A 19,047-nucleotide genomic window follows, 5' to 3' on the forward strand; every position below is an offset into this window, starting at 1 on the left:
TATTCTATTGGCTGTCGTTTTTGAGGTAAAAACACTTAATGTAGTCAACCCGCCCGCTATTTTTTTGAAAAATAGCTGTTTGATAAAGCTCAAGATCAGAAGCAATCATTTTGTCGGCAGTACAGTACTGGGCATTGAAAATTGCCTTCTGTTTAAGGAATTTGAGTATAGGGAGACAAGCAGCTATTGTTTCTGCTGCCTCTTCAGGGTTAGTTGGATTGATGTAGATAGCGGCCTCTCCTCCTACCTCAGTCATCGGAGGGCGTTTAGATGTGATTACAGGACAACCACAGGGAATGTCCGGCCAAGACAATTCTTGTGGGAGTATGTGGGCGAAAAGAAGATATTTATCAATATAGCTTAACCATTTTCCTAAACCTTTTAAAGATAGCTGAAGACGACCTATGCACGGCTGAGAACGGATTAAACGGACTTGATGACCTAATTCGGTCAAGCCAGTTTCAAGTATTTGAGCAAACCTGTTGATACTTTGTCTTTGATCCGGAAGATGGTTCGCTAGTAATAAGATTTTCATTCTATTTAGGTCTTCCTAATGGCAATACACATTAGAGGCATAGCCGCTTCTGGAGAATTTAGGTTGATACCGGAGAGTCGCCATAACAAACGCCCGCGAAACTTAGCTCGACCCTAGTTTCCTTGCAAAGCCCCAGCCCCAACGTTGTGGTTGTGAGGATAGAGGTTAACCTCAAACCGCTTTGGCTCAAGTATGTTGAACTTGGTGATCGCTTAAGGAATGGTGGTCAAGACAATTCCATCATACACCGCAAGCGCCAGGGAATTCAACCCGAAGAACTGACGGGGTGACAAAGAAGCCTGAAATCCCTATGATAAGCGAAGTGTAGCAAAATATTGCTAAAAAAAGAACTTGCCATGATAGCAACTTCAGAAGAATTAACCAAATGTGAGCAGAAAGTTATCAAAATCATCTAGTCACACAAGTCCATAAAGCCCACTACCATTGGGCGATCGAGTTGCCCCCCGGCGAGAATTTATCGAAACCCACGGATCACGTTTAAATCTTACGGATTTGGACATTTAAACGGTAACTTTGGGCTGTGTTAGTCTAGGCTAATACAGCCCCCGATAAAATCCCCAAATCCAGTTACTAAAGATTGATTATCGATCTTTTCTCGCTCGTTTTAGAAAAGTGGCGATCCCCGCAACTGCGCTGATCGCCACTAGAGCGGAAGGTTCAGAAGTTCTCACCGGGGGAGGGGTCGTACTTCTTTGAGAAAATTGAATGTTATCCAAGCCAATATTATCTGAATCACTACCGAGATTAGCGGCGTCAAAACGGATCGTTAGTGTTGAAGCGGCGAGGGAACCGAGATTCGAGGTATTGAAACTGGTTCGCGTGGTTCCACTGATGAATACATTACTTTGACTAAACACAGAAGTGCCACCGCTCAGGACTTGTACGGAGTTAATCGTGTAGTCTCCGCGCCAACCCGCGAGATCGAAAGAATCTAGCACCACCTCAAACCCTGGATCGGCGGTTAGGGTGACATCAAGAATACTGGTTCCAGACTCCTCGGCATAGATAACATTGGTAAGATTTCCATATTCCAATGACCACCATAACGTCCGGTTGTTCGGATAGTCCACGACCACGTTCGGTGTCAAGCCCCCAGCGCTACCGTAACTGAAAATACCATTCGTGAAGCTGGTAATACGATCACCGTATCCCGCAAAGGAAGGGGAGTTTAGAGAGTCAAAGTTATTGATTCCCGTAATATCGAAGGTTAGTACCGCTGCGGATGCGGAATGAGCAAAGGAGGTTGCGAGGAGAGTTCCAGTAGCAAGGATAACAGCAGTTTTGCCGTTCTACGGCAAAACTGCTGTTTTTTGATTTTTTTTCAGCATAGATTTAGGGTGAATCGGGTAGATTTTTGAAAGCTGACTGAACATTAGGGACTTGCGTAGGAATAATATCCCTGCCAGACAATCGCTCTGTAGAAGAATCAGACTAGCCCTAAACAGTACATTATCAAAGCGCAAGTCGCTTAGATGATATAATAGCTTATGAATTTTAGAAAATCAAATTAACCGCACTCGCTTTTATCGAAAAAATCAGCCGGCAGCGGTGGATTATCGGGGTCTTCTAGGGCGTTTTTTTCAATTTCCGCCTCACTCATCCCTTTAACTTTCTCCCAGTTCGTTTTGCCTTTCAACTTCGCCCACTGTTCGCGGGTGACTCTGGTAATATGTTCTTCGTTCACGGTTGTTAGCCCTCCTAGCACTAATTATTCGACGAACCGAGCCACGCCATGTATAAACCACCACCAAAACGATATTATCGATTGTACCCACTAGAATCACTCGAATTTCGCCGTAATTCTGACGGTTATCCACGCGCTCGATTATCGGCCCGCTAAAAATCGCTTCCAGGTCGGCGAAATCTATGCGGTGTTTTTCTATATTGGCCTGACGCTTATTTTCATCCCACTCGAAAAGTTGCGGGGTCGTCATTATCGATAGTCGATCGCCTATAATCCGATTTTAAACTAACTTTTGGATAGCTGCTACTAACTGCTCGATTTCTGATGGCAAAGTGAAATAATGGACACAGGCACGCACACAGAGGGGGTCGAGGAGAGTTCGCAGTAAAAACCCTTGTTTTTCTAGCTGTTGCACTAAATTTTGTGGGCTGATGGCCGAGTCAATTTGAAAGGAAACTAAACCGGATTCCGGCGGAGAATTTTTTAAACATTTCACCCCTTTAATCGTCTTTAATTCTTCCCAGAGATAAGCCGCTAATTGACAGATTTTTTCGTATCTTTGTCCCCCATCACCCCAGGCGTTATGTACCGCAATAGTTGCCCTTAAACCCTCAAATTGAGGATAGGCAGAAGTGGCCACTTCAAAGCGTCTGGCATCCGGTTTCCAACCGATAGGCTGTCCTCGGTTATCTGTTTCAATACCGCGCCAACCGATAAAAGTGGGCTGTAAACTAGGGAAAATTTCGGGACGAATATACAATCCTCCCACACCAGCTGGTCCACACCACCATTTATGACCCGTAAAAGCATAACAATCGGCGGCAGTAGCGCTTAAATCCAAGGGCAAACAACCCACGGATTGGGCAGCATCCACCACCACTAAAACGGGTTTTTCGGTGACAGAATTATCATGACAAAGCTGCGAGATTTCCTTGAGGGGTAAAACCTGTCCGGTATTCCAGAGAACGTGACTAACCACCAAAACCCTAGTTTTTGGACGTAAATGACCGGAAATCACTTCTATCGGGTTGCCACCGTTTAAAGTTTCCCGAATAGGACAAGTGGAAATTTCCAGATGATAACGACGGGCAATTTCCCGAACTGTGGCCATAATTCCGGGGTGTTCACAATCGGTTAGTAAAATATGTTCCCCCGCTTGCCAATCAACCCCCCAGAGGGCGATATTACAGCCCACAGTGACATCCTCGGTGATAGAGAGATTACTGGGGCTAATTCCCAACTCCTGAGCCATTTCTTGCCTGAGAAGTTCCGTTTTTCCGGTAATCCAATCGTTTACCCGTCCTGAAAAAGGACCCTGTTGTTGGAGAAAATTATGGGCATCGATAATCGCTTCTAATCCGGCCTTGGGCAAGGTTCCCTGACCACCGAAATTAAAGTAAACTTTATTGCTAAGTCCCCGAAATTCCTGTCTTTGTTCGGCTAAATCCGGTTTACTAACGGCGCAATCGAGGCTATTTTCGTCTAAATTCTGCATAAGCGAGGAGATGGGGGGTCAGTTATCAGTTATCAGTTATCAGTTATCAGTTATCAGTTATCAGTTATCAGTTATCAGTTATCAGTTATCAGTTAGAAGGTGTTGGGTTTTGGGGTTTTCGGGTTTTAGTTGAATTCCCCACTTCCTGACGACCGACGACCGAAGGCTGAATTCTATCGACGGATTAAGTCACAATTGTCACAATAGTATTAAAGTAGAGGAAACATACTTGGGAATGTTTTCTTTTTTTAAGTTTATTATTTTTTACTTTACCTCACAGGTCCAGGAAAGCTTAACTTTTCTCCTTGATAGAATGCTACTGACCGATGATCTACTTCTAGACTACCAACGTTGTCAACGCCGTGCGTTTTTAAATCTCTACGGCAATAGCCAAGAAAAAGACCCTGAGCGAGATTTTTTGCTTAAATTGCGCCAAGAGAGTCAAAGTCACGTTAAAAAAGTCCTGCAAGACTCCTATCCCGATTATTATTCCCTGACTACTCCCACCAGCGATATTTTAGCCGCCGCTAGGGAAACGGAAGCTTTGATGCGTCAGGGGGTATCCTGTATTTATCACGGAGTCCTGTTACAATCTGGCTATCCCGTCTCTTTAACTGGTTCCCCGCATTTATTGATTAAAAAGGCAGGAGAGTCTAAATTTGGCGATTGGGTTTATTATCCCCTCAATATTCAACTCGGTCGCCGTCCTAAGCCTGAATATAAGCTGCTGGCTACTTTTTACGCCTATTTATTAGCCAGTATGCAGGGAGTTTTTCCCAGTTATGCGGAAATTGTCCTACGTCGTCATAATCGCTATCGGGTGGAATTGAATCTCTGGTTAACTAAACTAGAGGAAATAATCAAAAAGTTCGGCGAAATGGTGATTAATCGCCAAGAACCAGAAGTTTTTATCTCGCGTCAGCGTTGCAGTTTATGTCATTGGTATAGTCACTGTTATGATATCGCCCAAGCGAGTCAACATCTTTCTTTAGTTCCGGGGGTGACTCCCAGTCGTTACCAATTTTTACAGTCTTTGGGAGTTTTCACCATGGAATCCCTGGCGCTTACCTGTCCTACCCGTATGGGGGAGGGGATGGGGGTAGAGGTGGCTAATCAGTTACAACTACAGGCCCAAGCAATTATTGAAAATCGGGCCTTTCGCAAAAGCAACGGCAAAACTGCCTATTTGCCCCCCCTACCGAGGGCCGAGATTGAATTTTATTTTGACATCGAAGCGGAACCAGAACAGAATTTAGATTATCTTTTGGGGGTTTTACGGGTTGACCATCGAGTTAATACCCAGCAATTTTATCCCTTTTTGGCAGAAAAGCCAGAAGATGAAGGCAGGATTTGGCAGGAATTCTTAACCTTAGTCATGCAGGATTATCAAGCACCAATTTTTCACTTTTCTGAGTACGAAGTGGAAACAATTAAGCGATTAGGTTATCTTTATAAAACCCCTTCTTCTTTGATTAATCAGTTAGTTTCTCGCTGTTTTGATCTGCACTATCATGTAGTTAACTCGGTAACTTTTCCCGTGGAAAGTTATTCTTTAAAATCCCTCGCTAACTGGATTGGCTTTCAATGGCGCGATCGAGGAGTAAGCGGGGATCAATGCGTTTGGTGGTATGACCAGTGGTTAAAAACAGGAGATCGGACTTTATTGGCGGCTATTTTACGTTACAATGAGGATGATTGTCGCGCCACCTTTATACTAAAAGATTGGCTTTTGACATACCCCACGCCGTAAACGGACGTGGATTCTTCTAGCATCACTGCTGAGAATTTCTGGCTCAACGAGTCCACTTGAATTAGATTCCTGGCGAAATCCCACCCAGAGGTGGTTCTCTCCTCAGACTTTCGCTCCCTTACAGAAGCCTGTTTTCGTATGCCCTACGATACAGTTCAAAACCTCTAAAATAATTGGTTTCTCTGGTACTTGACGCTTAGAGCTTTTACCTATAGGAGCATTCCCCTATAGAACCCCATAACTCTAGTTTTCAAGGTGCGTTCATCCTGCGATGACTGGGTTTTTTAAGCGGTTGCTTACCCGGCCCGCTATTCTTAATATCATAGATCATATAAAGTCGCCCTAAAAGGGCGAGGCTTTAAACCCAATTTTTCGGTCAACTTTTTAATTTAATTCTAAAGATTTATGACAAATAGGGGGGTATGTAGCCGCTGCTACGCATAACTGCAAAGGGAAAATGATAGGCTATGGATGTGAAGACAGTCCCCTCACCCAATGGTGATCCCCATGTTCTCCCCACTTTTTCCGCTTCTACTCCTACTGATTTCCTTCCTTAGTCTTCTCTGGTATCAAAAGACCGATAATGATATTTTTAAAGCTCTTGCCGTTAGTAGTTTGATTTTTGCAATTATTTGGGGCTTAATTCTCGTTCATTGGTCAATTCACCTGTTGGGACTGCTGTTATTGTTAAAATTCAGAACCCCCGCTTTCAGTTTGGTGCGCGTGCCTAGATGGTGATGGTTTGACTCTAATCTTCCAACTGTCCGGTAGGTACTTCGATCGCTTGGACATCGATCGTACCGGGAGGGGTGAGAATAATAAACTTACCCCCTTCCACTTTTAACGGTTCACCACAGTTAGGACATTGGCATTCCATGCGGTTAAAACCCGTAAATTCGTAGCTACAGACGGGACAGCTATCTTCAACTAAATTGCGTCGCAACCACCAGCGAAAAATTCCCCAAGCAATGACGGGGGAAATGATTAGAAATGCGACGAGAATTAAAAAACCATTGACTAACCAACCCAGTCCGATCGAGCCTAACAACAATCCGACTAAAATCAAAGATAAGAAACAACCCAAACCAGAATCATTGACAGAATAGCTGCGGAAAAAGTTGTTATTCACGGCTCAACCCTCGATTCATCAAAGCTGCAATTATCTTTAACCTAACACATTCCTAACACATTGCCACGATTAAATCTTCCTTTTTGCTCACCGGTTCCTCGCTCTCTTCTACCTTGGGTTTAGTTTTGAGCGAGATGATCTTGACTGACATCCTCAGCAAATCTGCTGGGGAGTGGATCGTCTGCGGGCTTCAACTTGTTATAATGGTTATTTCCTATCCACCATATCTCTAAAAACCATGAGCGATCCTCGTCCATCTCTAGTGGCAGCTGCCCGAAGATTTTATCAACTGGGTTGGATGCTTGGCACGGCAGGTAATTTATCCGCTAAAGTTGATGATCATAGTTTTTGGATTACTGCCAGTGGCAAAAGTAAAGGTAAACTCACAGAAGAGGATTTTGTGCGCGTAGATCTGACGGGAAAAGTCAGAGAATTAGCTCATCGGGATAATCGTCCTTCGGCAGAAACTAGCATTCATCAGGTGATTTATCGTCTCTTTCCCCAAGCGCAAGCTTGTTATCATGTTCACTCGGTGGAAGCGAATTTAGTTTGCCGTTTTGCTCCTATGGGTAAGTTATCGTTACCTCCCTTAGAAATGTTGAAAGGTTTAGGTATTTGGGTAGAAAATCCTCAAGTATTTATGCCAGTTTTTGATAACTATCTCGATGTGCCGAAAATTGCCGCAGAAATAGAAAGTAGATTCTCAACTTTCCCCCCAGAAATTCCCGCTTTACTGATTTCTGACCATGGCGTGACGGTGTGGGGTGAGTCTCTAGAAACTACCGAGAATTATTTAGAGATAGTTGAGTATATTTTTCGTTATATTAGCAACAGATGGTCTGTTTAGGACGCTTTCAATTTTCAAACTCTTATCGGTCAAGGGTTTCAGCGATTGATTGTCCTAACCACCCCGATCTTTGCTAATAGTGTTAAGAGAGATTTAAACCGCTTATTCTTAGATTAGCCGAACTTCCCCCAATCCCTTTACTGTTGCCTTTTGCCTCTTGCCTTTTGCCTCGTCTCAACAACCAATTTAAATTACGAACAGCTTCGCTATCTAGTGGCAGCCTATCAGTTGACACTGTCGTGCTTCGCTGTTCTATGCTGGCGGAACCTTTCATTTAGACAAGGCAATAAAAGAAAGATGCCGATATTTTCCAAGGCGCCACCCAGATTCGAACTGGGGGTAAAGGTTTTGCAGACCTCTGCCTTACCACTTGGCGATGGCGCCGATCAAGCAGTATTTATCGTAGCATAACAGTTGACAGTTTGCCAAGAGTGGAACCCAAGAGTCAAGCGATCGATCTATAATTTATGGAGCGGTTCTCTAATCTAGTGGGGGATTTTAGGCTTAAAAAAGCGATTATGATCGGAAATCAAAGATATTTACTAACTTTTATCGGTTTATTAGCTTTATCCTTGCCAGTACAGGCTAATAATGCCGTGTACCTTAGCCAAAGTTCTAATATTGCCACGACTTTCGACAGTTATCGTCAAGAATGTTTACAAAGAGCGCGTGCGGAGGGGTTAGCTGCTGATGTGGCAAAAGATCTATGCGACTGCACGATTAAAAAATTCCAAGCTCGTTACAATCTACAGCAATTCCGCGCCCTCGTGCAGAAGTCGAAAACCGATAAAGCTGCCGCTAGGACTTTAGCGAGTGTGGGAGAAGCTTGTTTTGATGAGATTTTGTATGAATAGCAGGGATAGGGGGTTTTTTAGCTATCACCAAAAAAGCTCTCCCTGCTCCGCAGCTCTGGCGCTCATAGACAGTCTTAACAAGTAATTTAGATAGTCAACAGCTTATTTTTGAGTATCAAGACGATTATCAATGGCGATAATTTCTCTCTCAAATTCTTTAGGAATGCCTCTCGATTATTCATAATTTTATGTGTATTATTATCTATCTAAATTCTTGGAGATTGTTGCTGTATAATCGGAATGACTGACCCCGCTTTTCATCTGAACTATGCCCATTCCCGATTTTCAATCGATTATGTTGCCGCTATTAAAAATACTTGCAGATGGCAAAGTTTATAAATATCGAGAAATTTTTGAAGCCTTGGTCAGAGAGTTTCAAGTCACGGAAGCGGAAAGAAAAGAAATGCTTCCCAGTGGACAACAAGAAATTTTTGCTAATCGAGTCGGTTGGGCAAAAACCTATTTAAAGAAAGCGGGATTAATTGACTCACCCCAAAGGGCAACTTTTGTAATTTCTGAGAAAGGAAAAGAAATCTTATCTCAAAATCCTACTCGAATTGATACCAAATTTCTCAGGCAATTTCCTGAGTTTCAAGAATTTACTAGAGTCAATAAGCAAAATGAAACTATTACTCTTGAAAGCAATTTATCAACTTCTGATCAAGAACAAAACCCAGAGGAATTACTAGAAAACTCCTATCAAGAAATTCGTCAAGCATTAGCGACAGACTTACTTTCTATTCTGCGAAAATTATCCCCAGATGCTTTTGAAAAATTAGTAGTAGAATTACTGGTAAAAATGGGTTATGGTGGCTCGATTAGAGATGCTGGCAAAGCAGTGGGTAAGAGCGGGGATCAAGGGATTGATGGGATAATAAAAGAAGATAGACTCGGTTTAGATATAATCTATATTCAAGCCAAAAGATGGGCTGATAATAATGCCGTTGGTCGTCCAGAAATCCAGAAATTTGTCGGGGCATTAGCGGGACAAGGAGCCAAAAAAGGTATTTTTATCACTACTTCCTATTTTACCAAAGAAGCTTTAGAATATGCCCCCAGAAATGAGATAAAAATAGTGCTGATTGATGGGGAAGAATTAGGTCAATTGATGATTGATTATAATTTAGGTGTATCGACCCAAAAAATCTATGAAATCAAGAGAATTGATCATGATTATTTTGGGGATGAATAATAACGTAGGTTGGGTTGAAGCATGAAACCCAACGCCCGCATAGTTTACGCTACCGCTAACTCATCCTACAAATAATTGTGCCTCCCTACTTATAACTTAGGTGTATCGACAAAAGAAATCTATGAAATCAAGAGAATTGATCATGATTATTTTGGGGATGAATGAGAGAGAGAGGGGGACAAGGGTTACAGGAAACGGCCATGGCGTTAAAATAGATAGGGAAAACAGAGGATAAAAACTATGGACGGGATGACCTTTTTTCAGAAAAGTGCGGGACAGTGGAAATCTCAGCGCACCACCCATCATTTACCCTTTCGACGAGCAGAAACCGGCGATTCCGAGATTTATGTGGAAGCTTTAAGCGCCGATAACCCGAAAATTATCGCTATCTGTGAAATGCACGAAGTCGATCCCGCTAAGACTGTGGGGGGTGCCTTTGTCAGTTGGGATGGTTCGATGCAGTGGGACAAAGAAAACGAAAATCATCAAGGAACCACCGTTTTTGCGCTAATTCCCGACGAAGATAATCCCCAAGCGGGTGTTCTCCTGCGGGAGCGAGGTTATGCGGAAATCATTCCCGTGGCGGGCCGTTATCACATTGATGAACAGGAAGGTTTAGTCTTAATTACAGAATACGAAACTATGACCTCGATCGAGCGTTTTTGGTTTGCCGATGCCGATTTACGTCTCCGCACTAGCACAGTTCAACGTTTTGGCGGTTTTAATACGGCCACTTTTTGTGCTGAATCCCGCAATCAGTCATCGGAGTCAGTCTCTAGTGATTCCCCCGAACCATCATCCTATTCGATTAGTGGCTGGTAAATTCAGTTATCAGTTATCAGTTATCAGTCATCAGCTTTTTTCTCCCCTCTCCCTGCTCCGGCGCTCCCCAACACCCCGGATGGTAAGCAAGTTTTCTTAACAATTGTAAGAATTTTTAATATTTCTTTTCTAGTTGGCACCTACTCCCTTATCATTAGGAGGAAAGTTTTTTAAGCATTTCTAAGGATACGGAGGTTTACCCTTGGCCATTCCTCTTTTAAATTACGCCCCCAAGTCCCAAAACGTGCGGGTAGCTGGTTATGATGTCGGTGGAGACGAAAAACCGAGAGTTTACACGACGGAAAATGTCCTCTCCCCTAGCGACCTGGACGATTTAATCGAAGCCGCTTACCGTCAGATTTTCTTCCATGCCTTTAAATGGGATCGGGAACCCTTCCTCGAATCCCAATTACGCAATGGACAATTATCGGTGCGGGATTTCATTCGTGGTTTACTGTTATCGAAAACCTTCTATAACAGCTTCTACGAGAAAAACAGCAACTATCGCTTTGTCGAACAGGTAGTACAAAGAGTTCTCGGTCGCGATGTCTATAGCGAAAGAGAAAAAATTGCTTGGTCGATTGTCGTTGCCACCAAAGGCATTCAAGGTTTTGTCGATCAACTTCTCAACAGTGACGAGTATCTGCAAAGCTTTGGTTATGATACCGTTCCCTACCAACGTCGTCGCACCCTGGCGAGCCGCGAAATCGGTGAACGTCCATTCAACATCACCTCGCCTCGCTACGATGGCTACTATCGTGGTATTTTGGGCTTCCCCCAAATCGTTTGGCAGAATGCTGTCCGTCGCTATGTTCCCCAAGAGCAAAAACCCAAAGCCGGCGATCCTTCCAGCTTCTTGGCTATGGCCCGGGGTCTCGGTAGCGCCAAAGGCAATCCTGTACCAAGAGTCTCCGCTATGAATATTAACATCGAGGCTTCTGTACCCCGTCGTTAATTTTTAGCTAAATCTGCTGGGGAGAGTCCCTAATTGGCAGAATGACCCCCGAACCATAATCAGGTTATTTTGTGAATTGGTGGCTCTCCCTATGGGGTTGCTCCTGAGATAATCCCCCCACCGAGGACAATCTCCCCTTCATAAATCACGGCTGCTTGGCCCGGGGTGATGCTAAATTGTGGTTCATCGAAAACCAGCTTCACTTGATTATTTTCTAGGGGAATAACATTGACGGGAACAGCCGGAGAACGATAACGTACCTGTACCTGCGCGCGGATAGGGGTGGTAGGTTCAGCAATAGAAACCCAGTTCATCCGTCCGACAAGACAAGCGGCACTAACGGCACTTTCGCGATTACCGACGATAACCCGATTCATGACGGGATCGAGTTTTACCACATAGAGAGGTTCGGCGGCGGCGATGCCGATGCCTTTGCGTTGTCCGATTAAGTGAAAGATAGGAAAAGGTAGTGTTGGGTTTCGTTGCCTCAACCCAACCGACAAGATCGGTGTACTGCTACGCAGTGCCTTCGGCATCGCACTATACAATTTGTGTTAATCTTCTTTTTGTACCAGATCTAAAACATTGCGTTTGGAGAAACCGCTCAACTAAACTTACTCAAACTTACTTAAAAGCCTGAAAGCTTAGTCATTCGTAGTGGGTCAAGCACGGAGCGGATTAAACGGCAAACCCTTTATTCCCTGGTCAATGACATCAGGAATTACTTTTCTAATGATGTTAAATGATCCATTGACATCGGCATTTAACAACTGATTTGTTCCCATTTTATAAAGTCCCCTAGCTAACCTTTTTCCCTTAAATAATGGTTTTTCTTCACCATATTTAGGTAACTCATCCCTATCTAAAGCACTGGATTGTGAGGTATAGGATTCTTCAGTTATTATGACTTTTATTCCTTTTAATTGAGCTTTGTAGGTTAACATTTCTATTAATCTATAATGGGGAATATTAACAAATTGTTGATTATTCCTTTTTCCTAGATTAAGAGATTGTTTCATCCGCTCATTATGCCCAATTATTAACGTCCCTATTTCATGAAGAATACACCAATCTATTACTCTTTTACTGGCTGTGTGTAGATAATTTTCTACTCGACAGTTTCGTTTATGGGTTAGGAATATCAATCTCTTAGATGAGGGTTGATTATTTCTGGTTTTCAGTTGAGATTGTAAGCGGGAACGTTGTTTGTTGTAGAAGGTGTTAATTGCTTTTAACGGTCTGCCATTTACCAAAAGAGGTGCTACACCTGTTTGATTTGTAGTTACAGCCATTAAGTTATTAACTCCTAAATCTATCCCAGCTATCTCTTGTTTATCTGTGGTTTCCGACCGTCTTTCATAGACTATTTCAATGACATAACAGCTACTTTTGGGGACAATTCTCACTTCAATTATTTCTCTTCGGGAAGTGGTCAATTTTACGTCGCTCATAGACAAGTGACACCCCCCCTTGCCCCCCCGACGTCGGGGGGGTTGGGGGGGTCTTCTTTTAAAGGTTTTTTATAAATTGATTCCTGAGAATATATTAGCAGGTTTCTTCCTTTGGTTTTGTCCTTATACTTAATAATTTTAGGTTTTCCTAAAAATTTTTCAGGGTGTTTTTTCCAAGCTCTAAAAGCGGCAAAATAACTAATCCAAGCCTGATCTAATCTTCTGATTATCTGCGTGCTTCGGTTTCGTGGGTAAAGCTAAATAATCTGAGGTTTTAGATACCAGATGATAGAGTTGATTAAAACTCAGTTTTTGGGAGTTTTCAAAGAAATATTGGCGATAATGGTAGTTAGCTAGATTGAACAAATTTTTTGACAAGAAGGCATAATGGTCGATTTCTGACCATAAGGGATGGTTTTGACTGATAATATGACGTTCAACTAGCTTCATATCTTGATTATACCTGATAACGTTCTTAAAATCTATCGGTGGCCAAAGTTACTTATTTTAGCTATCTAGCTACAGAAATGAGTAGCTTTAAAAAGCTTTAGGTAGGTTTTTGGTTTCTGTGGTTAACCCCAGACAAAAATAAGAGCGATCGCACTAATCATATCATATTCCAAGGCTCTGTCTTGGAACAAGGATATGGTTATTGATTTCTTTTTGCTTCCTCCGCTAACTTTTTGTTATTAGAAGCATAAGGATTTTGAGGATTAATTTCAATGGCTTTGTTATAATCTTTAATAGCTTTATCATATTCTTTTAAATTATAGTAAACATTCCCTCGACCATTGTAAGCATTATCATATTGAGGATTAATTTCAATGGCTTTATTATAATCTTTAATAGCTTTATCATATTCTTTTAAATCAGAGTAAACAATCCCTCGATTATTGTAAGCATAAGCATATTGAGGATTAATTTCAATGGCTTTATTATAATCTGCCATTGCTTTCTCATATTCTTTTAATTCACGGTAAACAATCCCTCGATTATTGTAAGCATCAGCATCTTGAGGATTAATTTCAATGGCTTTATTATAATCTGCCATTGCTTTCTCATATTCTTTTAAATCAGAGTAAACAATCCCTCGCTTATTGTAAACATCAGCATATTGAGGATTAATTTCCAGAGCTTTGTTATAATCTTTAATAGCTTTATCATATTCTTTTAAATTATAGTAAAAACTCCCTCGATTACCGTAAGCTTGAAATAATTGAGGATTAATTTCAATGGCTTTGTTATAATCTTTAATAGCTTTATCATATTCTTTTAAATTATAGTAAACATTCCCTCGATTAAAGTAAGCTTGAAATAATTGAGGATTAATTTCAATGGCTTTATTATAATCTGCCATTGCTTTCTCATATTCTTTTAATTCACGGTAAACATTCCCTCGATTATTGTAAGCATTAGAATATTGAGGATTAATTTCAATGGCTTTATTGTTATCTGCCATTGCTTTATCATAGTCTTTTAAATCAAGGTAAACAATCCCTCGATTCTTGTAAGCTTCGGCATATTGAGGATTAATTTCAATGGCCTTAGTATATGCCGCAATCGCTTTATCATATTGATTATTATTACGGTAGTCTTCCCCTTGCTTAAAATAGGTTTCAGCAGTGGTAGAATTAGGTTGAGATGATTGCGCTACCGTAACAGGATTAAAAGAAAAATCCCCCACCAAAGAGGAAGACTCCCAAGGAACTTGCTTATTTTGAGTAGCTTGTACAACATCCTCCCGTACCCGTTTAAACATCAACTCCACATCTAAATTCGGTGTTTTCAGATGCTTTAATAAAAAAGACGTATATAACCCATTTTCTCCCTCTCCATCAGCAGCAACCCCTCCTGGTTCCGTCGCAAAAGCAATCAAGGCACCCCTAGCTGATTGTATCGGAGCCAAACCCCGTTGACTAGAGCGCCATTTTCGAGCAAAGGGATTATTGCGACAAGCATCAAGAATGACAATATTCATCTGATTTGCCGCATCTTCCATCCTAGCTAAGACTTTTCCTACCGGAATCGCCTCATAGCGCACATCTTCTGCCACATCCAGCTTCGCATTTACCGGAATAAGATAATTTTCGCCATCCACTTGTGTACCATGTCCCGCATAATAAAATAATCCCACTCCTCCTGCCTTAAGTTGGTGGTGAAATGTGTCAATAGCATTTTCAATCTGCTTTAAATCAGCATTTTCCAGCAAAATTACGTCAAAACCAACATCTTTAAGCGCATTCGCCATCGCTTCTGCATCATTAATCGAGTTTTTGAGAGGATTATCCTGATAACTCGCATTTCCAATGACTAAGGCTGTGCGTCGTTGTTTTTGTTGACTTTGTGACTGATTTGTGGTAATAGTAATTCCACGATCTTGAGTTTGCTGGTTTTGACAGGATACGAGGGAGAAAATTAGGGGAAATAGGGATAAAATTAGGCAAAGTTTCAATAATTGCGGTTTCATGGCAATTCAGATAAGCATTGGAGGATAATAATGGGATTGAACTGATTAGGGAAAGGATAAAATTCTTTCCCGACAATATCATATCTATTCAAATATTTGCTATACTTAACAATTATTTATTATTTGCTGACAACACTAGACGGCGGATGCAAGCAACTGTCCAGTATATTACTATGGAGGATGAGTTATCTTATGAAGATATTCAAGAAGCAGGGGAGGATTTCTCAGAGCAGTTAAGTAGGTAGGCACAATTATTTGTAGGATGGGTTAGCGGTAGCGTAACCCATGCGGGCGTTGGGTTTCATGCTTCAACCCAACCTACGTTCTATGGAGGATGAGTTATCTTATGAAGATATTCAAGAAGCAGGGGAGGATTTCTCAGAGCAGTTAGGTCGAGTTTTAGAAGCTAAAATAGTAGTCAATGGAATTAGAATCCGATTGGAGAATTAACGATGAATTCAAAACCGGTTACTGAACAGGAATTAGCAGAAATCTTAAAAATCGCTCAGCAAGGAGAAAATAAACTCAGAGAAATGAGCGATTATGCCACAATTCTAGCAGAAAAATGGAGAAGCAAAACCCAAAACACTCCTAATCCCGTAAACAAAGGTATATTTTGAGTCTAAAACGCTGCACCATTGTTTGGATTAGATTGCTGTTTTGGGGATTTTTCTACTTTCAAAACCTCAGATAAATCATAAAAAACTTGCTGCTTTTTACCAGAATTTTTAGAATCATTTACTCCTCTAGTTAAGGGTGTATTGTTATCAGGTGCTTGACGAATTTCCATAAGATCATCTAATACTGCATAAGGCTCATCCTTAGTTTCCAAAGTAAAGAGTAAATCATCTTGATCACAAGTAGCACTTTTGGATTTTACTCCACAGACAACGGGAACTTCTCGATCATTAATCCAACTTGCTACCGTAGCCGTGACATACTGTAGTCCATCCCGATCATAAATATCTTGGAATCGTCTAGAAACTTGATCACATCGTTTTCGAGGATTCCATTGATTACCAAAATAATAATTATCTGGTTTCCAAATAATTATAGTAAAATCTCTGTCTGAATTTGGATTATGGACAATAGTAGCTGGCACATTTTTACCTAAATATTGAGCATTTCCACAAAAAAACTTAGATTTTGTTGCAGCATTAGAATTTCCTTGACATCCTGAGGTCAGCATTAGCAAACCAAATAAAAGTGAGACTGCTATTCCCGAAGTCTGACGCTTCATAAATCTTACTTACTCCTGTTAAACTTGTTCCTATTACCTTTATAGCTTAAAAAGCAGGTTGATGTTGTGTCTCATTGTTTTGTTGTCTCTCAGATAAATTGATCACCCCAATACCAATTACTCCTCCTAAAAGTAACATTAAAATTAGGGGAATAACGGTCATTTTACCCCCTTTATTTTGTATAGATGAAGAATGAGACATAGAAACTGTTGGCGCCATGGTAGGGGAGACTCCCTGTAAACCTTGAATTGCTTGCAAAGCTTCTGTAGCTGAGGGATAGCGTTGTTGAAAATCTGGATGACTCATTTTAACTAAAATATCAGTAAATTTAGGTGTTATTTTGACTTTATTTTGCCAATGTATTTCTCCTGTTTGACTATCAACTAATTGGGTAGGATAATATCCCGTTAACATCTGAATAGCAATCATTCCCACAGAATAAATATCACTGCTAAAGGTAGGTTTTCCTAGATTTTGTTCATTTGACATATATCCTGGTGTTCCTATTCCAATTGTCTTAGGTTGGTTTTGAGGATTACTTAAATTAATAATCTGTTTTACCGCACCAAAATCAATTAAAATAATTTTATTATCTCGTTTGCGTCTAATTAAGTTATCAGGTTTAATATCCCGATGAATAACGTTATGCTGATGTACAAAAGCTAAAGTTGATAATACATCTTCTAAAAATTCAATTACTGCTATTTCTTCCCATTGTTTCCCTAGTATAGTTTCCTCACCTAAAGGATGTCCCTTAATATATTCTTGAACGAGATAAAATTGATTATTTTCAGAAAAATGGGCAAATAATTGGGGGATTTGAGCGTGTTTTCCCAATTGATAAAGACTTCTTGCTTCTGTATCAAATAAACGCATTGCTATTTGCCAAGATTGGGGATCAGATTGGGGTTTAAGTTGCTTGACAACACACCAAGGATGATCTGGTAATTGGGTATCTTTAGCTAGAAAAGTTTCACCAAATGCACCAGAAGCAAGCGATCGCACAATTTGATAACGATGGACTAATAAATTCACCCTTATCTTACCTGCTGATAAATAGCGGTTATTATAGCATTGATTGATCCCCCCTAGTCCCCCTTAAAAAGGGGGGAACCGGATTCAAAGTCCCCCTTTTTAAGGGCGATCGCAGATCTTGTATATACTTTAGACGTTCATAATCTGAGATTTATTAAACTTCTGAAATCGTAGAGTGAGCAAGGAATCCAGTTCTTTTTTATGTTTCAGATGGACATCATTCAGACATTCATAAATAGCTGAAGAAAAGTCAGAAAAGTTTTCATAATATTTACCATAACCCAAAGCTGGCGATCCTTCCAGCTTCTTGGCTATGGCCCGGGGTCTCGGTAGCGCCAAAGGCAATCCTGTACCAAGAGTCTCCGCTATGAATATTAACATCGAGGCTTCTGTACCCCGTCGTTAATTTTTAGCTCAACCTGCTGGGGAGAGTCCCTAATTGGCAGAATGACCCCCGAACCATAATCAGGTTATTCTGTGAATTGGTGGCTCTCCCTATGGGGTGGCTCCTGAAATAATCCCCCCACCGAGGACAATCTCCCCTTCATAAATCACGGCTGCTTGGCCCGGGGTGATGCTAAATTGTGGTTGATCAAAAACCAGCTTCACTTGCTCATTTTCTAGGGGAATAACATTGACGGGAACGGCCGGAGAACGATAACGTACCTGTACTTGCGCGCGGATAGGGGTGGTGGGTTCGGCAATAGAAACCCAGTTCATCCGTCCGACAAGACAAGCGGCACTAACGGCACTTTCGCGATTACCGACGATAACCCGATTCATGACGGGATCCAGTTTTACCACATACAGGGGTTCGGCGGCGGCGATGCCGATGCCTTTGCGTTGTCCGATCGTATAATGATGGATACCGCTATGTTTACCCAAAACTTTGCCATCGAGATCGACGATATCGCCCTCACTAACCGCGATATACTTATCCAAGAACGATCGCATCGTTCCGTGAGCTTCAATCAAGCATAAATCCTGACTATCGGGTTTATCTGCTGTTTTTAAGCCGAATTCCTGGGCAATCCTGCGGGTTTCTGCCTTGGTTTGTTCTCCCAAGGGAAATAAAGTCCCACGCAGTACATCTTGAGTTAGATCATAGAGAAAATAGGATTGATCTTTATTTTTATCGACGGCGCGCAGCAGTTGATAACGGTTATTTTCAGGAGAAAAACGAATTCTAGCGTAGTGACCAGTGGCAATAGTGTCCGTTTGCAAGGTTTCCCTAGCATAATGCAGCATCGGGCCAAATTTTACCGCTTTATTGCACTGAGAACAGGGCAGCGGTGTGATTCCCGCTTCGTAACCGGAAACTAGATAATCAATAATTTCCTTTTGGAAAAGCTCGCGACTATCGACGATATGATGGGGAACCCCCAACTGCTCACAAATAAAGGCCGCATCCACCATTCCCTCGGAGCAGCATTGACCTTTACCCTTCATTAACCACAGGGTCAAGCCAATAACATCATAACCTTGAGCGTGTAAGGCGGCAGCGGCGACAGAGCTATCTACTCCCCCCGATAGACCGACAACAACTTTCCCCATAAACTTTGTAATGAT

General features: G+C 41.6%; 21 protein-coding genes, 1 tRNA gene and 3 pseudogenes. 11 read left to right on the forward strand and 14 right to left on the reverse strand.

Annotated elements, in window-relative coordinates; genetic code table 11:
• Positions 1-4 precede the first annotated feature (4 nt).
• From B5D77_RS07035 to B5D77_RS07050, 4 genes are all read right to left on the reverse strand, one after another.
• The gene (locus tag B5D77_RS07035) at positions 5-535 is read right to left on the reverse strand and encodes a hypothetical protein (RefSeq protein ID WP_008200972.1); all 531 of its coding nucleotides are present in this window, start codon (positions 533-535) and stop codon (positions 5-7) included.
• A 602-nt stretch (positions 536-1,137) separates the two neighbouring features.
• Positions 1,138-1,626 (reverse strand): hypothetical protein, encoded by a 489-nt coding sequence (locus B5D77_RS07040; RefSeq protein WP_157221745.1) that lies wholly within the window; start codon positions 1,624-1,626, stop codon positions 1,138-1,140.
• Positions 1,627-2,160: 534 nt separating this feature from the next.
• Positions 2,161-2,490, reverse strand: a complete 330-nt coding sequence (locus tag B5D77_RS07045) for a BrnT family toxin (protein WP_008201197.1) — start codon at positions 2,488-2,490, stop codon at positions 2,161-2,163.
• A gap of 30 nt (positions 2,491-2,520) precedes the next feature.
• Positions 2,521-3,735: an aminotransferase class V-fold PLP-dependent enzyme gene (locus tag B5D77_RS07050; protein WP_106908534.1), complete on the reverse strand. Its 1,215-nt coding sequence runs from the start codon at positions 3,733-3,735 to the stop codon at positions 2,521-2,523.
• A 10-nt stretch (positions 3,736-3,745) separates the two neighbouring features.
• On the opposite strand from B5D77_RS07050, the gene B5D77_RS27655 reads away from it, so the two are divergent.
• The 3 genes from B5D77_RS27655 to B5D77_RS28005 all read left to right on the forward strand — a co-directional run bounded on the left by B5D77_RS27655 (position 3,746) and on the right by B5D77_RS28005 (position 6,223).
• Positions 3,746-3,868: a hypothetical protein gene (locus tag B5D77_RS27655; RefSeq protein WP_256386918.1), complete on the forward strand. Its 123-nt coding sequence runs from the start codon at positions 3,746-3,748 to the stop codon at positions 3,866-3,868.
• Positions 3,869-4,048: 180 nt separating this feature from the next.
• Positions 4,049-5,485, forward strand: a complete 1,437-nt coding sequence (locus tag B5D77_RS07055) for a TM0106 family RecB-like putative nuclease (protein WP_106909969.1) — start codon at positions 4,049-4,051, stop codon at positions 5,483-5,485.
• A gap of 495 nt (positions 5,486-5,980) precedes the next feature.
• Positions 5,981-6,223 (forward strand): hypothetical protein, encoded by a 243-nt coding sequence (locus B5D77_RS28005; RefSeq protein ID WP_106908535.1) that lies wholly within the window; start codon positions 5,981-5,983, stop codon positions 6,221-6,223.
• Positions 6,224-6,233: 10 nt separating this feature from the next.
• Here B5D77_RS28005 and B5D77_RS07070 read toward each other — a convergent pair whose 3' ends face one another.
• A complete protein-coding gene (locus tag B5D77_RS07070) occupies positions 6,234-6,614 on the reverse strand; it encodes a hypothetical protein (RefSeq protein ID WP_008201204.1) in 381 nt (126 codons plus the stop codon).
• Between the two features lie 238 nt (positions 6,615-6,852).
• Here B5D77_RS07070 and mtnB point away from each other — a divergent pair, with 238 nt between their 5' ends.
• Positions 6,853-7,461 (forward strand): methylthioribulose 1-phosphate dehydratase, encoded by a 609-nt coding sequence (gene mtnB / locus B5D77_RS07075; protein ID WP_106908536.1) that lies wholly within the window; start codon positions 6,853-6,855, stop codon positions 7,459-7,461.
• Positions 7,462-7,774: 313 nt separating this feature from the next.
• Here mtnB and B5D77_RS07080 read toward each other — a convergent pair.
• A tRNA-Cys gene (locus B5D77_RS07080) sits at positions 7,775-7,845 on the reverse strand.
• A gap of 134 nt (positions 7,846-7,979) precedes the next feature.
• Here B5D77_RS07080 and B5D77_RS07085 point away from each other — a divergent pair.
• The 4 genes from B5D77_RS07085 to B5D77_RS07100 all read left to right on the forward strand — a co-directional run bounded on the left by B5D77_RS07085 (position 7,980) and on the right by B5D77_RS07100 (position 11,284).
• Positions 7,980-8,315: a hypothetical protein gene (locus B5D77_RS07085; protein ID WP_106909970.1), complete on the forward strand. Its 336-nt coding sequence runs from the start codon at positions 7,980-7,982 to the stop codon at positions 8,313-8,315.
• A gap of 268 nt (positions 8,316-8,583) precedes the next feature.
• Positions 8,584-9,507, forward strand: coding sequence for a restriction endonuclease (locus B5D77_RS07090; protein WP_106908537.1), 924 nt, complete (start codon positions 8,584-8,586; stop codon positions 9,505-9,507).
• A 240-nt stretch (positions 9,508-9,747) separates the two neighbouring features.
• On the forward strand, positions 9,748-10,329 hold the full coding sequence (locus tag B5D77_RS07095; protein ID WP_002737859.1) for a phycobiliprotein lyase: 582 nt from the start codon (positions 9,748-9,750) through the stop codon (positions 10,327-10,329).
• A gap of 202 nt (positions 10,330-10,531) precedes the next feature.
• On the forward strand, positions 10,532-11,284 hold the full coding sequence (locus B5D77_RS07100; protein WP_045359953.1) for a phycobilisome rod-core linker polypeptide: 753 nt from the start codon (positions 10,532-10,534) through the stop codon (positions 11,282-11,284).
• A gap of 89 nt (positions 11,285-11,373) precedes the next feature.
• Here the strand turns inward: B5D77_RS07100 and B5D77_RS07105 are convergent.
• From B5D77_RS07105 to B5D77_RS07115, 4 genes and pseudogenes are all read right to left on the reverse strand, one after another.
• Positions 11,374-11,736: pseudogene (locus B5D77_RS07105) on the reverse strand (aminomethyltransferase beta-barrel domain-containing protein); the annotation flags it as partial.
• Positions 11,737-11,946: 210 nt separating this feature from the next.
• On the reverse strand, positions 11,947-12,735 hold the full coding sequence (locus tag B5D77_RS27010; protein WP_254053048.1) for a transposase: 789 nt from the start codon (positions 12,733-12,735) through the stop codon (positions 11,947-11,949).
• Between the two features lie 198 nt (positions 12,736-12,933).
• Entirely contained in the window at positions 12,934-13,185 is a 252-nt protein-coding gene (locus tag B5D77_RS27015) for a hypothetical protein (protein WP_008203365.1), read from the reverse strand.
• Between the two features lie 199 nt (positions 13,186-13,384).
• Positions 13,385-15,202, reverse strand: a complete 1,818-nt coding sequence (locus tag B5D77_RS07115) for a tetratricopeptide repeat protein (RefSeq protein ID WP_106908538.1) — start codon at positions 15,200-15,202, stop codon at positions 13,385-13,387.
• A gap of 303 nt (positions 15,203-15,505) precedes the next feature.
• Here B5D77_RS07115 and B5D77_RS26195 point away from each other — a divergent pair, with 303 nt between their 5' ends.
• On the forward strand, positions 15,506-15,652 hold the full coding sequence (locus B5D77_RS26195) for a hypothetical protein (RefSeq protein WP_172969728.1): 147 nt from the start codon (positions 15,506-15,508) through the stop codon (positions 15,650-15,652).
• Positions 15,653-15,654: 2 nt separating this feature from the next.
• Positions 15,655-15,822, forward strand: a complete 168-nt coding sequence (locus B5D77_RS26200) for a hypothetical protein (RefSeq protein ID WP_172969729.1) — start codon at positions 15,655-15,657, stop codon at positions 15,820-15,822.
• A 2-nt stretch (positions 15,823-15,824) separates the two neighbouring features.
• Here the strand turns inward: B5D77_RS26200 and B5D77_RS07120 are convergent, their stop codons facing one another.
• From B5D77_RS07120 to B5D77_RS07130, 3 genes and pseudogenes are all read right to left on the reverse strand, one after another.
• Positions 15,825-16,442, reverse strand: coding sequence for a COP23 domain-containing protein (locus B5D77_RS07120; RefSeq protein ID WP_106908539.1), 618 nt, complete (start codon positions 16,440-16,442; stop codon positions 15,825-15,827).
• 46 nt (positions 16,443-16,488) lie between these two features.
• The gene (locus B5D77_RS07125; RefSeq protein ID WP_106908540.1) at positions 16,489-17,478 is read right to left on the reverse strand and encodes a serine/threonine-protein kinase; all 990 of its coding nucleotides are present in this window, start codon (positions 17,476-17,478) and stop codon (positions 16,489-16,491) included.
• Positions 17,479-17,607: 129 nt separating this feature from the next.
• Positions 17,608-17,757: pseudogene (locus B5D77_RS07130) on the reverse strand (IS630 family transposase); the annotation flags it as partial.
• Position 17,758: 1 nt separating this feature from the next.
• Here B5D77_RS07130 and B5D77_RS27020 point away from each other — a divergent pair.
• Positions 17,759-17,884: pseudogene (locus B5D77_RS27020) on the forward strand (phycobilisome rod-core linker polypeptide CpcG); the annotation flags it as partial.
• Positions 17,885-17,973: 89 nt separating this feature from the next.
• Here the strand turns inward: B5D77_RS27020 and mnmA are convergent.
• Entirely contained in the window at positions 17,974-19,032 is a 1,059-nt protein-coding gene (gene mnmA / locus B5D77_RS07140; RefSeq protein WP_106908541.1) for a tRNA 2-thiouridine(34) synthase MnmA, read from the reverse strand.
• Between the last annotated feature and the right edge of the window lie 15 nt (positions 19,033-19,047).

It is taken from the genome of Microcystis sp. MC19, from assembly GCF_003019735.1.
In the GTDB taxonomy this organism is placed as follows: Bacteria; Cyanobacteriota; Cyanobacteriia; order Cyanobacteriales; family Microcystaceae; genus Microcystis.